The sequence below is a fragment of the Pseudomonas sp. MWU16-30322 genome, from assembly GCF_020515535.1.
GTDB lineage: Bacteria > Pseudomonadota > Gammaproteobacteria > Pseudomonadales > Pseudomonadaceae > Aquipseudomonas > Aquipseudomonas fluorescens_H.
Genome location: NZ_JAIWYL010000004.1, coordinates 169,562 through 182,211, shown reverse-complemented (window position 1 = coordinate 182,211; position 12,650 = coordinate 169,562). Strand labels below are relative to the sequence as shown.

17 protein-coding genes and 1 tRNA gene are annotated in these 12,650 nt (G+C 55.9%); 3 read left to right on the top strand and 15 right to left on the bottom strand.

Annotated features, from left to right (window positions below; genetic code table 11):
- Window positions 1–28 precede the first annotated feature (28 nt).
- The 12 genes from LCH64_RS09440 to thrS form a co-directional block, all read right to left on the bottom strand.
- Window positions 29–358 carry an RDD family protein gene (locus LCH64_RS09440; RefSeq protein ID WP_226500051.1) on the bottom strand — a complete coding sequence of 110 codons (330 nt, stop codon included), beginning with the start codon at window positions 356–358 and terminating at the stop codon, window positions 29–31.
- Window positions 359–530: 172 nt separating this feature from the next.
- Window positions 531–878, bottom strand: a complete 348-nt coding sequence (locus tag LCH64_RS09435; RefSeq protein ID WP_226500050.1) for a hypothetical protein — start codon at window positions 876–878, stop codon at window positions 531–533.
- Between the two features lie 98 nt (window positions 879–976).
- Complete coding sequence (locus LCH64_RS09430; protein ID WP_226500049.1) at window positions 977–1,639, bottom strand: DUF2625 domain-containing protein; 663 nt, start codon at window positions 1,637–1,639, stop codon at window positions 977–979.
- 78 nt (window positions 1,640–1,717) lie between these two features.
- A tRNA-Pro gene (locus LCH64_RS09425) sits at window positions 1,718–1,794 on the bottom strand.
- An 88-nt stretch (window positions 1,795–1,882) separates the two neighbouring features.
- Window positions 1,883–2,239 (bottom strand): MerR family transcriptional regulator, encoded by a 357-nt coding sequence (locus tag LCH64_RS09420; protein WP_003179985.1) that lies wholly within the window; start codon window positions 2,237–2,239, stop codon window positions 1,883–1,885.
- Window positions 2,220–2,522 (bottom strand): integration host factor subunit alpha, encoded by a 303-nt coding sequence (ihfA, locus tag LCH64_RS09415; protein ID WP_002553164.1) that lies wholly within the window; start codon window positions 2,520–2,522, stop codon window positions 2,220–2,222. Before ihfA ends, LCH64_RS09420 begins: the two co-directional genes overlap by 20 nt.
- Before the next feature lie 3 nt (window positions 2,523–2,525).
- Window positions 2,526–4,904, bottom strand: coding sequence for a phenylalanine--tRNA ligase subunit beta (gene pheT, locus LCH64_RS09410; RefSeq protein ID WP_226500048.1), 2,379 nt, complete (start codon window positions 4,902–4,904; stop codon window positions 2,526–2,528).
- Window positions 4,905–4,930: 26 nt separating this feature from the next.
- Window positions 4,931–5,947 carry a phenylalanine--tRNA ligase subunit alpha gene (gene pheS / locus LCH64_RS09405; RefSeq protein ID WP_003226365.1) on the bottom strand — a complete coding sequence of 339 codons (1,017 nt, stop codon included), beginning with the start codon at window positions 5,945–5,947 and terminating at the stop codon, window positions 4,931–4,933.
- A gap of 109 nt (window positions 5,948–6,056) precedes the next feature.
- Window positions 6,057–6,413 (bottom strand): 50S ribosomal protein L20, encoded by a 357-nt coding sequence (rplT, locus tag LCH64_RS09400; protein WP_002553161.1) that lies wholly within the window; start codon window positions 6,411–6,413, stop codon window positions 6,057–6,059.
- A 28-nt stretch (window positions 6,414–6,441) separates the two neighbouring features.
- A complete protein-coding gene (gene rpmI / locus LCH64_RS09395; protein ID WP_002553160.1) occupies window positions 6,442–6,636 on the bottom strand; it encodes a 50S ribosomal protein L35 in 195 nt (64 codons plus the stop codon).
- Between the two features lie 60 nt (window positions 6,637–6,696).
- On the bottom strand, window positions 6,697–7,248 hold the full coding sequence (gene infC / locus LCH64_RS09390) for a translation initiation factor IF-3 (RefSeq protein WP_170929410.1): 552 nt from the start codon (window positions 7,246–7,248) through the stop codon (window positions 6,697–6,699).
- The gene (gene thrS, locus LCH64_RS09385) at window positions 7,248–9,170 is read right to left on the bottom strand and encodes a threonine--tRNA ligase (RefSeq protein WP_003226368.1); all 1,923 of its coding nucleotides are present in this window, start codon (window positions 9,168–9,170) and stop codon (window positions 7,248–7,250) included. Before thrS ends, infC begins: the two co-directional genes overlap by 1 nt.
- 381 nt (window positions 9,171–9,551) lie before the next feature.
- On the opposite strand from thrS, the gene LCH64_RS09380 reads away from it, so the two are divergent.
- Entirely contained in the window at window positions 9,552–9,851 is a 300-nt protein-coding gene (locus LCH64_RS09380) for a hypothetical protein (RefSeq protein WP_003226370.1), read from the top strand.
- Between the two features lie 292 nt (window positions 9,852–10,143).
- A complete protein-coding gene (locus LCH64_RS09375; protein ID WP_003179963.1) occupies window positions 10,144–10,356 on the top strand; it encodes a cold-shock protein in 213 nt (70 codons plus the stop codon).
- A gap of 72 nt (window positions 10,357–10,428) precedes the next feature.
- On the opposite strand, the gene LCH64_RS09370 is transcribed toward LCH64_RS09375, so the two are convergent.
- Both LCH64_RS09370 and LCH64_RS09365 read right to left on the bottom strand, forming a co-directional pair.
- Window positions 10,429–10,746 (bottom strand): I78 family peptidase inhibitor, encoded by a 318-nt coding sequence (locus LCH64_RS09370; RefSeq protein ID WP_226500047.1) that lies wholly within the window; start codon window positions 10,744–10,746, stop codon window positions 10,429–10,431.
- A gap of 168 nt (window positions 10,747–10,914) precedes the next feature.
- A complete protein-coding gene (locus tag LCH64_RS09365; protein WP_226500046.1) occupies window positions 10,915–11,220 on the bottom strand; it encodes a hypothetical protein in 306 nt (101 codons plus the stop codon).
- Between the two features lie 132 nt (window positions 11,221–11,352).
- Between LCH64_RS09365 and LCH64_RS09360 the strand changes: the two genes are divergently transcribed.
- Window positions 11,353–11,565 (top strand): hypothetical protein, encoded by a 213-nt coding sequence (locus LCH64_RS09360; RefSeq protein ID WP_003226376.1) that lies wholly within the window; start codon window positions 11,353–11,355, stop codon window positions 11,563–11,565.
- Between the two features lie 33 nt (window positions 11,566–11,598).
- Here the strand turns inward: LCH64_RS09360 and LCH64_RS09355 are convergent, their stop codons facing one another.
- Window positions 11,599–12,627, bottom strand: coding sequence for a nucleoside hydrolase (locus LCH64_RS09355; RefSeq protein WP_003226378.1), 1,029 nt, complete (start codon window positions 12,625–12,627; stop codon window positions 11,599–11,601).
- Between the last annotated feature and the right edge of the window lie 23 nt (window positions 12,628–12,650).

The window sequence follows — 12,650 nt, the reverse complement described above, 5'->3', positions numbered from 1 at the left end:
GCGACTGCCGCCGCCTCATTTGACTCATCTAAACGCGGATCACAATTGTCGAGGCAAGCATGTCGCCCAAGCGTTTGCGCGAGCCAAAGAAGATGAAAATCCAGTCGAGGATGTTCAGAAACGGCGTTGTGATGTTGCGGATGAACGATTGATACAGATTGCAGTTCAAGTAACTACGCTCATCAATCACCGACATCCCCAGCAGCTTTTTACCCAGGCTTTGCCCGTTGGGCATTGCATCGGAAAACAGGTAATACGACACACCCGTACCAAGAGCCAGGATAGCCACCACATTTGGCGGCAAACCAATAAACTCCGCCAGCCGTCCTACGAAGAGGATCAAAAAGTAGGTGATCAACGTATCGATGATCTGCCCGCCCTAGCGACGGCCCAGCCCTGCGAGATTTTTGGGCTTTTGATATTCACTGCTGGTATTGCTGATGTCCATGCGCCTTCGCTCGATCGGAATTTAGATAACCGGGTATCGGCATCCGATCGCCAATATTTAATGGCGCTTCAGGGGAGTGCGGTCAATCAAACCCACAAGATTGCTCCGAATGAATAGGCTCACTGAAGGTAAAGAAGTAGAACGATATTTTCTCGTCCTCTACGTCTTTTAATTCATATCTGATCCTGTCGAGCCCACGATCGATTCGGGTAACGACGAGCTCCATGAATTGAGTCAGCCCGCCACCAAAGCCACTTAGATCAAGCGCACTGACATCCTGAAAATTTATAGTGATAGCGCTTTCTGCTGCGTCATCGAGCGACGACATCGTCAAGGCCAAGTTGTACTTGAAGTCTAGAATTTCGATATTCAGCGAAACGACCGCATTGTGCTGAATCAAAAGCGAGTTCAAGCGAGATAACTTATCCATTTTCTTATGAACCAATGACGGAAAAGATGTGGCCTGCACTTCATTCGTGTATCTGAGCGAGCATCTTCAGCCCTGGCTGGCAGAGTATCAATCCGACATCAGATTGGCTGCGCAGAACCATTGCCGAGCTTGCGTGCCAACTCGACATTCATTTCGAACTGTTCGCTAACATCAATCGCCGTACGACGACTCTTTTCGACTGAGCCTTCCCGAGTCCAGAGAAACGGGAAAAACGAAAAGCACTGATCCGCTTCCAGCGCCTGCAGGTCGCGAATCCAGCCGTTCCAGCGCAAACCGTCGTAGAAGGTCGCGAGCCGATCACTCAACGCCCAACCCAGAAAGTCGGTGTAAGCAATGTGCAATGGCTCCCACAACAGCGTGTCAGGCGCCCAGTAATACATCGCCCCAACCTCTTCACCCAAACCACCGCCATTGAGAGCAAAAAAACCTCCAGCGGCATCGTCGGCGACCAACATATAAGCATCAGCACGGCCGCCATTCCAATCCAGAAGATTTCGCGGTAATTGCGGATGCCCGGAGCCGAGCACACGTAGCCAGCCGTGATCAATCAGCAGCCCACCCGTTTCGAAAGCGATCGCACCCAAAGTCGATTTAGTCGTGACCTGAAGACCTGAAAGAACTCTGCTATTTTCGGCGGAGGGAGGGAGTAACTGATAGTTGAGTACGGCTTCCCCCAGCATTTTTTCAATGATGGGCAGCGCCGGATCCTGCTTGTCTATCAAGTGATCCAAACTTTTCATCCAGCGACCTTTTTTGCGCAGGCACAAAAAAGCCGATCTATATGATCGGCTTAACTGTCTGACTTTACTCAGGAAATATGGTCGGGACGGAGTGATTCGAACACTCGACCCCTAGCACCCCATGCTAGTGCGCTACCGGACTGCGCTACGCCCCGACTGGTTTGAAACCTGCCCTTCATCTCGAAGAGCGCTCAAGAATATAGCGCAAGCTTTTGAAAACTGGAAGTATTCAAACGCAGCTTTTTATTTCTTGAGAACCACCAGTACATCTTCAAGCTCAGCGATCATCTGGCGAATCATTTGCTTGTATTGAGTGGTGTCGTCTTTGGCTTCATCGCCGGACAAACGCAGACGCGCACCGCCGATGGTGAAACCCTGATCGTAAAGGAGCGCGCGGATCTGCCGGATCATCAGCACATCCTGGCGCTGATAATACCGGCGGTTTCCGCGGCGTTTGACGGGGTTGAGTTGAGGAAACTCCTGCTCCCAGTAGCGCAGCACGTGTGGTTTTACTGCACACAGCTCGCTGACTTCACCAATGGTGAAGTAGCGTTTGCCCGGGATGACGGGTAGTTCGTCGTTATGACTTGGTTCCAGCATAAGCCTCAACTCGGGCCTTCAACTTCTGCCCTGGACGAAAGGTGACCACACGGCGAGCCGTGATCGGGATTTCTTCCCCCGTTTTCGGGTTGCGGCCAGGCCGCTGGCGCTTGTCCCGAAGGTCGAAATTGCCGAAACCGGACAATTTGACCTGCTCGTTGTCTTCAAGAGCGTGCCTGATTTCCTCGAAAAACAGTTCAACCAATTCCTTGGCTTCCCGCTTGTTCAGGCCCAGCTCTTCATACAGACGTTCCGCCATCTCAGCTTTCGTCAAAGCCCCCATACGTCACTTCCTTAACGTGGCGTTCAACCTTTGTTCGAGCGAGGTGAGGATATTTTGCGTCGTCGAATTCACCTCATCGTCATTAAGAGTGCGCGATGGATGCTGCCAGGTCAAGCCAACTGCAAGGCTTTTTCTATCAGGATCAATACCTTTACCCTGATACACGTCAAACAGCCTGAGATCCGTGAGCCATTCGCCTGCATTTTCTCGGATTACGCCCAATACCGCCGAGGCCGCGACGTCTTTGTGCGCGATCAGCGCAAGGTCACGACGCACTTCAGGAAAACGCGACAACTCGTGGAATTGCGGCATTTTTCCGGAAGCGACTTCAGCCAGAACCAGCTCGAAGACGAAGACCGGACGATCCAGACCCAGGGCCTTGGACAGCTCAGGGTGAATTGCACCGATAAAGCCGACTTCACGCCCGTCGCGTTCGATGCGCGCGGTTTGCCCCGGGTGCAGCGCCGGGTGTTTGCCCGGAGCGAAAGTGAAGGTATCCAGCGCACCGGCAAAGCCCAGCACCGCTTCAACGTCAGCTTTTACATCGAAGAAATCGACGGTGTCGCGACCTTGCGCCCAACCTTCCGGCAGACGGCTACCGCAAACCACGCCCGACAGCATCGGCTCTTGCTTCAGACCTTCCAGTTGACCGACGAAGCGCAGACCGCTTTCGAACAGACGCACGCGATCCTGCTGGCGGTTCAGGTTGTGCTGCAACGCCTTGACCAGACCCGGCCACAGCGAAGAACGCATGGCAGCCATGTCATTGGAAATCGGGTTGGCCAGCAACAGCGGCTCGACGCCCGGATTGAACAGTTCGAACTGCTTCGGATCGATGAAGCTGTAAGTGATCGCTTCCTGATAACCACGGGCTACCAGCAGACGACGCAGCTCAGGCAATTCGCTGCGCGCTTCAGCCTTGGCCTGTGGCGCCAGACGCGCTTGCGGGTAACGAACCGGCAGACGGTTGTAGCCATACAGGCGAGCCAGCTCTTCGATCAGATCGACTTCCAGGCTGATGTCGAAGCGATGGCTTGGCACTTCTACGCGCCACTGCCCTGCTCCGTCAGTGGAAATATTCAGACCCAAGGCGCTGAGCAGACGCTCGACCTGAGCCGAATCCATTTCCATCCCCAGCATCTGGGTGATGCGCTGCGCACGCAGGGTGATCGGCGCGATCGACGGCAGGTGCTGCTCGCTGACGGTCTCGATGATCGGGCCGGCTTCGCCACCGGTGATTTCCAGCAGCAGGCCAGTGGCGCGCTCCATGGCTTCACGGGCCAGTTGCCAGTCCACGCCGCGCTCGTAACGATGCGAAGCGTCGGTGTGCAGGCCGTAGGAGCGAGCCTTGCCAGCCACAGCGATCTGATCGAAGAACGCACTTTCCAGGAAAACGTCGCGAGTGGTCGCGGACACACCGCTGTGCTCGCCACCCATCACGCCGGCAATCGCCAGAGCACGGGTATGGTCGGCAATCACCAGCGTATCGCTACGCAGGCTGACTTCCTGACCGTCGAGCAAAACCAGCTTCTCGCCCTCTTCCGCCATACGCACGCGGATGCCGCCATTGATTTCGGCGAGATCAAAAGCGTGCAGCGGCTGACCCAGCTCGAGCATCACGTAGTTGGTGATGTCGACCGCGGCGTCGATGCTGCGCACATCGGCGCGGCGCAGACGCTCAACCATCCACAACGGGGTTGGTTTGGACAGGTCGACATTGCGGATGACGCGGCCCAGATAACGCGGGCAAGCGGCAGGCGCCAGCACTTCTACCGAACGCACTTCGTCGTGCACAGCCGGAATCGCCATGACCACCGGACGAGCGACCGGCGTGTCGTACAGCGCGCCGACTTCACGGGCCAGACCGGCCAGCGACAGGCAGTCGCCACGGTTCGGGGTCAGGTCAACCTCGATGCTGGCGTCTTCCAGATCCAGATACACACGGAAATCTTCGCCCACCGGCGCATCCGCCGGCAGCTCCATCAGACCGTCATTGCCTTCACCGACCTGCAGCTCGGCTTGCGAGCACAACATGCCGTTGGACTCGACGCCGCGCAGCTTGGCCTTCTTGATCTTGAAGTCGCCCGGCAGTTCGGCACCGATCATGGCGAACGGAATCTTCAGGCCCGGACGCACGTTTGGCGCACCGCACACGACCTGGAAGGTTTCCGCGCCATTGCTGACCTGGCATACACGCAGCTTGTCGGCGTCAGGGTGTTGCTCGGTGCTCAGCACCTCGCCCACTACCACGCCGCTGAATACACCGGCGGCCGGGGTCACGCTATCGACCTCCAGACCCGCCATCGACAGACGAGCAACCAGCTCGTCGCGACTTACCTGCGGGCTAACCCAGCCACGCAGCCATTGTTCACTGAATTTCATCCTGCTCTCCTAAGAATTCGTTACGACTAGCGAAATTGCGCGAGGAACCGCAAGTCGTTGTCGAAGAACAGACGCAAGTCGTTCACGCCGTAACGGAGCATCGCCAGACGCTCGACGCCCATGCCGAAGGCAAAACCGGAGAACTCTTCCGGATCGATGCCGGACATGCGCAGCACGTTCGGATGGACCATGCCGCAGCCCATGACTTCCAGCCAGCCGGTCTGCTTGCAGACGCGGCAGCCTTTACCGCTGCACATCACGCATTCCATGTCGACTTCAGCGGATGGCTCGGTGAACGGGAAGTACGAAGGACGGAAACGTACGGCCAGCTCTTTTTCGAAGAACACCCGCAGGAACTCTTCGATGGTGCCTTTGAGATCGGCGAAATTGATGTCGCGATCGACCAGCAGGCCTTCGACCTGGTGGAACATCGGCGAATGGGTGATATCGGAGTCACTGCGGTACACACGGCCTGGGCAGACAATGCGGATCGGCGGTTGCTTGGACTCCATGGTGCGGACCTGTACCGGCGAGGTATGGGTGCGCAGCAACATGTTCGCATTGAAATAGAAGGTGTCATGCATCGACCGGGCCGGGTGGTGGCCTGGGATGTTGAGCGCTTCAAAGTTGTGATAGTCGTCTTCGACCTCAGGGCCTTCGGCAATGCCGTAGCCGATGCGGGTGAAGAACTGCTCGACTCGTTCCAGAGTCCGGGTCACCGGATGCAGACCACCGGAGGTCTGACCACGGCCCGGCAACGTCACGTCAATGGATTCGGCAGACAGTTTGGCAGCCAGTTCGGCTTCTTCAAACAGAGCCATGCGCGCATTGAGAACGCCTGTGACACGTTCCTTGGCAACGTTGATCAGGGCGCCGACTTGCGGACGCTCTTCTGCCGGCAAATTCCCCAGGGTCTTCATCACCTGAGTCAATTCACCTTTTTTGCCAAGGTATTGAACCCGGATTTGCTCCAGGGCATTGATATCTTCAGCGCTTTGCACAGCCTCTAGTGCTTGAGAGACCAGCGCATCCAGGTTTTCCATGTACAGACTCCAGATACAAAATAGGGGAAGAGCTTGAAGGCTCTTCCCCTATTTATGACGTTTAACACCTGGCCCCACAGAGGTGAGGCCGGGTGACTGTCGGGGGTACTTAAGCCAAGGTGGCTTTAGCTTTCTCGACAATCGCAGCAAACGCCGCTTTTTCGTTCACTGCCAGATCAGCCAGAACCTTACGGTCGATCTCGATGGACGCTTTTTTCAGGCCAGCAATGAAACGGCTGTAGGACAGACCGTTAACACGAGCACCAGCGTTGATACGAGCGATCCACAGAGCGCGGAACTGACGTTTTTTCTGACGACGGTCACGGTAGGCGTATTGGCCTGCCTTGATTACCGCTTGCTTGGCAACACGGAATACGCGGGAGCGTGCGCCGTAGTAGCCTTTAGCAAGTTTCAGAATTTTTTTGTGACGCTTACGGGCAATGACGCCACGCTTTACACGAGCCATGAGTTACTTCCTCTATTCTTGACTAAAATTAACGAAGGCGCAGCATGCGCTCGACTTTTGCCACGTCAGACGGATGCAGCAAGCTGCTACCGCGCAGTTGACGCTTACGCTTGGTCGACATTTTGGTCAGGATGTGGCTCTTGAAAGCGTGCTTGTGCTTGATACCGTTAGCAGTTTTCAGAAACCGCTTAGCAGCACCACTTTTGGTTTTCATTTTTGGCATGTTCGGATACTCCGCATTCAGTTGATAAACATAATCAGAAGGCCTGCCGTGCCCTGTTGATTACTTCTTCTTTTTCGGGGCGATGACCATGATCAGCTGGCGTCCTTCCATCTTAGGATGCTGTTCGACCGAACCGTACTCGAGCAGGTCAGCTTCAACCCGCTTGAGGAGTTCCATCCCCAGCTCCTGGTGGGCCATCTCACGGCCGCGGAATCGCAAGGATACCTTGGCCCTGTCCCCGTCACTCAGGAAACGTACCAGGTTGCGCAGTTTTACCTGGTAATCCCCTTCCTCCGTCCCTGGACGAAACTTGATTTCTTTTACCTGAATCTGCTTCTGGTTTTTCTTCGCTGCTGCAATCTGCTTCTTCTTTTCGAAGATCGATTTGCCGTAGTCCATCACCCGGCAAACCGGTGGGACTGCGTCAGCAGAGATTTCTACCAGATCAAGCTTTGCTTCTTCAGCAATACGAAGCGCTTCATCAATCGAGACGATGCCAATCTGCTCGCCATCAGCGCCAATTAACCGAACCTCGCGTGCCGAGATATTCTCGTTGATCGGGGCTTTCGGTGCAGCTCGTTTATCTTGTCTCATTTCACGCTTAATAATAATTACTCCGAATCTGGGCGACCACGCCGGGAAACCGCTTGCGCGAGAAACTCAGCGAACTGGGCGACGGGCATCGAGCCCAGGTCAGCACCTTCACGAGTACGCACAGCGACAGTCTGCATCTCGACTTCCTTATCTCCGATAACCAAAAGATAGGGAACCTTGAGCAAAGTATGCTCGCGGATTTTAAAGCCGATCTTTTCATTTCTCAAGTCGGACTTGGCACGAAATCCGCTTTCGTTGAGAGTTTTTTCCACTTCAGCAACAAAATCTGCCTGTTTATCAGTGATATTCATGATCACTGCCTGGGTTGGCGCGAGCCACGCAGGGAATGCACCTTCATAGTGCTCGATCAGAATCCCGACGAAACGCTCGAACGAACCGAGGATCGCCCGGTGCAACATCACTGGGTGCTTGCGACTGTTGTCTTCGGAGACGTATTCGGCGCCAAGACGGACAGGCAGGTTGAAATCGAGCTGCAAAGTACCACATTGCCACACACGACCGAGGCAATCTTTCAGCGAGAATTCGATCTTCGGCCCGTAGAACGCGCCTTCACCTGGCTGCAGATCGTACGGCAGGCCAGCACTGTCAAGGGCTGCAGCCAGTGCCGCTTCGGCGCGATCCCACAACTCGTCGGAACCCACACGCTTTTCCGGACGAGTGGACAGCTTCATCTCGACGTCGGTGAAGCCGAAGTCGCGGTAAACGTCCATGGTCAGCTTGATGAACGCTGCGGATTCGGCCTGCATCTGCTCTTCGGTGCAGAAAATATGGGCGTCATCCTGAGTGAACGCACGCACACGCATGATGCCGTGCAGCGCACCCGACGGCTCGTTACGGTGGCAAGCACCGAACTCGGCCAGACGCATCGGCAGCTCGCGGTAGCTCTTCAGGCCCTGGTTGAATACCTGCACGTGGCACGGGCAGTTCATCGGCTTGATGGCGTAGTCGCGGCTTTCCGACTCGGTGGTGAACATGTTGTCGGCGTAGTTGGCCCAGTGCCCGGATTTCTCCCAGAGGCTGCGATCGACCACTTGCGGTGTCTTGATCTCCAGGTAGCCGTTGTCACGCTGCACCTTGCGCATGTACTGCTCGAGCACTTGGTACAGGGTCCAGCCGTTCGGGTGCCAGAACACCATGCCCGGTGCTTCTTCCTGGGTGTGGAACAGGCCCAGGCGCTTGCCGATCTTGCGGTGATCGCGCTTTTCCGCTTCTTCGATGCGCTGGATGTAAGCCGCCAGCTGCTTCTTGTCAGCCCAAGCTGTGCCGTAAACGCGCTGCAATTGCTCGTTCTTGGCATCGCCGCGCCAGTAGGCGCCGGACAACTTGGTCAGCTTGAAGGATTTCAGAAAACGCGTGTTCGGCACGTGCGGGCCGCGGCACATGTCGACGTATTCTTCGTGGTAGTACAGGCCCATGGCCTGCTCGTTCGGCATGTCTTCGACCAGACGCAGCTTGTAGTCTTCGCCGCGGGCCTTGAACACTTCAATCACTTCGGCGCGCGGAGTGACTTTCTTGATGACGTCGTAATCTTTGTCGATCAGCTGATGCATGCGCTGTTCGATGGCGGCCATGTCGTCCGGCGTGAAAGGACGCTCGAAGGCGATGTCGTAATAGAAGCCTTCGTCGATGACCGGGCCGATGACCATTTTCGCAGTCGGGTACAGCTGCTTGACCGCGTGGCCAACCAGGTGCGCGCAAGAGTGGCGAATGATCTCCAGCCCCTCTTCATCCTTTGGCGTGATGATTTGCAGCGTCGCGTCGCTGTCGATGATGTCACAGGCGTCGACCAGCTTGCCGTTGACCTTGCCGGCCACGGTGGCCTTGGCCAGACCGGCACCAATGGATGCGGCGACCTCGGCTACGGAAACCGGGTGATCGAATGAACGTTGACTGCCGTCGGGAAGAGTAATAGTTGGCATGGCGCCTCCTCTCCTAGTGGTGACCCCTACCAAAGGTCACGTGGGTTGGGATGAGCCAGTACAAGATCCGATCCAGGCCATTCAATGACGAACGCCTGCCTTACAGCGGCAGGAGCCTTGCGGCCAACCGGAAAACCGAACCAGAGTGACTGGGATTCAAATCAGAATATTCGCACGCTGACCGCTGCCGGGGCTGAAGGCCTTCCGGAGCCTGAGAACGCTTGAGCCCGGCATGCTAGCACAGATGAGCGGTCATCGACGTCATCGAATTGAGGTGTTGCTGATTTGCGCATTTTTGCGGCGCGAAGTGAACTTGGGATATACGCTTTGCCTCAAATAAGCTGAGAATCGTCGCCGATATCAACCCAAGGAGTTTCCGACATGCGCCTTATCCGACTTTTTGCTTTCGCGGCCCCGCTGGCCCTGCTGCTGCCGCTGAGTGCCAACGCGGCCTGGCCTGCCGGCGTCAAAGCCCAGTACATGAACGACTGCACCGCCGCAGCCAGCAAGAGCGTCAATCCGGCCGAAGCCAATAAGCACTGTGCTTGCGGTGCCGACGTTCTGGAAAAGAAATTCACCACCCAAGAGATCGCACAGCTGATGGACAAGAACACCCCGCCGAGTGGTGAACTGGGTCAGCGCGCACTGAAAGAAATCTCGGTTTGCCGCGTGCAGAAATAAGCGCTGACGAATGTTTTTTCGGGCGTCCAGCAGGCTGAAAACCGCCAAAAAGACCCCGAAATCGATAATTTACGCAGGTTTTATAGCTTTTTTTACACCCTCTTCTTTCGGCTGAAAGCCACTGAAACCGGGGCTTGCAGACATTTCAGAGGTCGAAATCGATGCAATATGAAAGCAAACAGCACGTCCGGGGGGCTACCAAAGCGAACATTTCGACTATGATACTCCGGTGTGCCCAGTTGGCCTGAGCAGCACAGTACTACTGAAAATATATGTTTCTTGGAGATACACCATGTCTAATCGCCAAACCGGCACCGTTAAATGGTTCAACGATGAAAAAGGCTTCGGCTTCATCACTCCTCAAGGTGGCGGTGACGACCTGTTCGTACACTTCAAAGCTATCGAATCCGACGGTTTCAAAAGCCTGAAAGAAGGCCAGACCGTCTCTTTCGTGGCTGAGAAAGGCCAAAAGGGTATGCAAGCTGCACAAGTTCGCCCAGAGTAATTTCCCGGCGCACTAAAAAAACCCCGTCCATGTGACGGGGTTTTTTATGCCTGCAACAAAAGCGGTCAGCGATCAGCCGCAGTTGACGCGGGTGACTACCAGGTTGTTGTCGGTATTCAGATTCAAGCGATCGGAACGATACTCCAGAGTAATCATGTCCGTTGGCTTGAGGAATCGAGCGTTTTGCGCGCCAGCCTTGGCACGAGCCTGATCGAGCAATTCCGGCGAAGCTTTTTTACCGATGGCAAATTCCGCTGCCTTTGCTTCACAGCGGCTATGACCGGCATCGGTCGCCACAGGATCCTTTGCCGACTCGCTGAAGGTTGTGCTGCAACCGGCCAACATGGCAACGGCCATAAGTGCACCCAGTGACGCGAACTTCAAAGGCATGAAGCCTCCTTTTTTCAAATGGTTAAGCTGAGATCGTGCGACCGCCAATCTGGCGTTTGGTTTCACAACAAGTGCTGCCACCCTGCCCCACAATCCGGAAAAACGCCGAGTCTGCCTGAAGTGCGGGCACCGCATCCTCACGCAATCGTCACCGAATATTAACGAAGCTCAATAGACGTCGATGTAATCGAGCGGCGGATTCGGCCAGCTGTCTTTCAGCGCGTTGAAAATCTGCATCACCCAGACTTCATCGCTGGCCGCGACGTTGCCGACATACCCCGAACCCTTGGCCCAGGTTTCCAGACGAAACAGCAGGCCATCGATGTCCTGCCCGCCGGTCACACCGGAAGAGATATAGGCAATCCCACCCTTGGTCACACGCAGTTGCGTGTGCACATCATCGCTGGCCGACGCCAGCAACTGGCGCACAGCGTCGAGTGTGAGGCCGTCGGGGGTGTTCAAATCGATCTGCACAGCACATTCCTTGGATCAGCCGGAAAAGACCAAGTGTCGCATAGCGTCGCGCTCATGCCTAAGTCGCAGTGCCAAACGCCCGACAAAGTGGTTAACTCAGGCACAGACATTCCCGACTTTTCGAGCACATTCATGAGCACTGTAAGCATCAACGCCGACATCAAGGTTCTTTGGCCAAAGGGGCACAGTTCATATAGCCCTGGCAGTTCGGAGGAGTTGGCGTTGATCAGCATCGATCTGCTGGTCAAGACCATGGGAACACAAGGTGCGCAGACGTTTATCGCCCAGATTTTCGAACGCTATCAGCACGAGCACAAGGGCGCGCAGGACACCGAGAGGGAGTAACGACCCGCAGGCTGGCACCTGCGGGTCCATGCCTTACTTCAAGCGCTTCAGACGCTCGGTCAGCAGATCGAAAAAGCCCTGGGCATCGCCGTTCTCGACCCAGAATGCATTCTTCGGTTGTTTCAGGCCATCGTACCAGTCGACGACAGTCTGGCCAAAAGTGATCCCTTCACGGCTGTCGATGGCCACGTTCACCGAGCGACCGGTGAACAGCTCAGGCTTGAGCAGGTAAGCGATCACGGTCGCGTCATGCACCGGGCCACCCGGAATACCGTAGTGCTCCATGTCACCCTTGATGTACTCGTTGAGGATGTCGCCAACGATCTTGCTCGCGTTGTTGTTCAGCGCAGCAATCTGCTTCAGACGCGCGTCGCTGGTGAGGATCTTGTGGGTCACGTCCAGCGGCAGGTAGGTCAGCTTCACGCCACTCTTGAGCACCACTTCCGCCGCTTGCGGGTCGGCGAACAGGTTGAATTCGGCCACCGGGGTGATGTTGCCGCCATTGAAATGCGCGCCCCCCATGATCACCACTTCCTTGATGCCATTAACGATCTCAGGCTCCTGGATCAGCGCCAGCGCAAGGTTGGTCTGCGGGCCGAGCATGGCGATGGTGATGCTGTGCGGCTTGGCTTTTTTCAAAGTGTCGATCAGGTAGTTGACCGCATTGCCTTCGGCCAGGCCCTTTTTCGGCTCATGCACGGTGACACCCGACAGGCCTTCCTTGCCATGGATGTTCTCGGCGTAGATCGGCGTACGCATCAGTGGCTTCGGCGCACCGGCATAGACCGGAACATCTTCTCGCCCTGCCCACTCGCGAGCCAGGCGCGCGTTACGCGAAGTCTTGTCGAGACGCACGTTGCCGGCCACGGTGGTCAGTGCGCGAATGTTCAGTTCATCCGGCGAAGCCAGGGCGAACAGCAAGGCGACCACGTCGTCAGCACCCGGATCGGTGTCGATGATCAGATCGATCTTTTCAGCAGCCTGAGCGCCGGTGGCGGTAATAAAAGACAAAAGCAGCAGACTCCGAAGCAATTGGTGGAGTTTTTGAGCATAGCGGTGCATGGCGCATTCCTTGTGCTGATGAA

What these genes read in the sequence shown, in the direction of transcription:
- LCH64_RS09435 (WP_226500050.1), bottom strand. Translation starts at nt 878, where the DNA reads ATGGATAAGTTATCTCGCTTGAACTCGCTTTTGATTCAGCACAATGCG.
- LCH64_RS09430 (WP_226500049.1), bottom strand. Translation starts at nt 1,639, where the DNA reads ATGAAAAGTTTGGATCACTTGATAGACAAGCAGGATCCGGCGCTGCCC.
- LCH64_RS09420 (WP_003179985.1), bottom strand. Translation starts at nt 2,239, where the DNA reads ATGCTGGAACCAAGTCATAACGACGAACTACCCGTCATCCCGGGCAAA.
- ihfA (WP_002553164.1), bottom strand. Translation starts at nt 2,522, where the DNA reads ATGGGGGCTTTGACGAAAGCTGAGATGGCGGAACGTCTGTATGAAGAG.
- pheT (WP_226500048.1), bottom strand. Translation starts at nt 4,904, where the DNA reads ATGAAATTCAGTGAACAATGGCTGCGTGGCTGGGTTAGCCCGCAGGTA.
- pheS (WP_003226365.1), bottom strand. Translation starts at nt 5,947, where the DNA reads ATGGAAAACCTGGATGCGCTGGTCTCTCAAGCACTAGAGGCTGTGCAA.
- rplT (WP_002553161.1), bottom strand. Translation starts at nt 6,413, where the DNA reads ATGGCTCGTGTAAAGCGTGGCGTCATTGCCCGTAAGCGTCACAAAAAA.
- rpmI (WP_002553160.1), bottom strand. Translation starts at nt 6,636, where the DNA reads ATGCCAAAAATGAAAACCAAAAGTGGTGCTGCTAAGCGGTTTCTGAAA.
- thrS (WP_003226368.1), bottom strand. Translation starts at nt 9,170, where the DNA reads ATGCCAACTATTACTCTTCCCGACGGCAGTCAACGTTCATTCGATCAC.
- LCH64_RS09380 (WP_003226370.1), top strand. Translation starts at nt 9,552, where the DNA reads ATGCGCCTTATCCGACTTTTTGCTTTCGCGGCCCCGCTGGCCCTGCTG.
- LCH64_RS09375 (WP_003179963.1), top strand. Translation starts at nt 10,144, where the DNA reads ATGTCTAATCGCCAAACCGGCACCGTTAAATGGTTCAACGATGAAAAA.
- LCH64_RS09370 (WP_226500047.1), bottom strand. Translation starts at nt 10,746, where the DNA reads ATGCCTTTGAAGTTCGCGTCACTGGGTGCACTTATGGCCGTTGCCATG.
- LCH64_RS09360 (WP_003226376.1), top strand. Translation starts at nt 11,353, where the DNA reads ATGAGCACTGTAAGCATCAACGCCGACATCAAGGTTCTTTGGCCAAAG.
- LCH64_RS09355 (WP_003226378.1), bottom strand. Translation starts at nt 12,627, where the DNA reads ATGCACCGCTATGCTCAAAAACTCCACCAATTGCTTCGGAGTCTGCTG.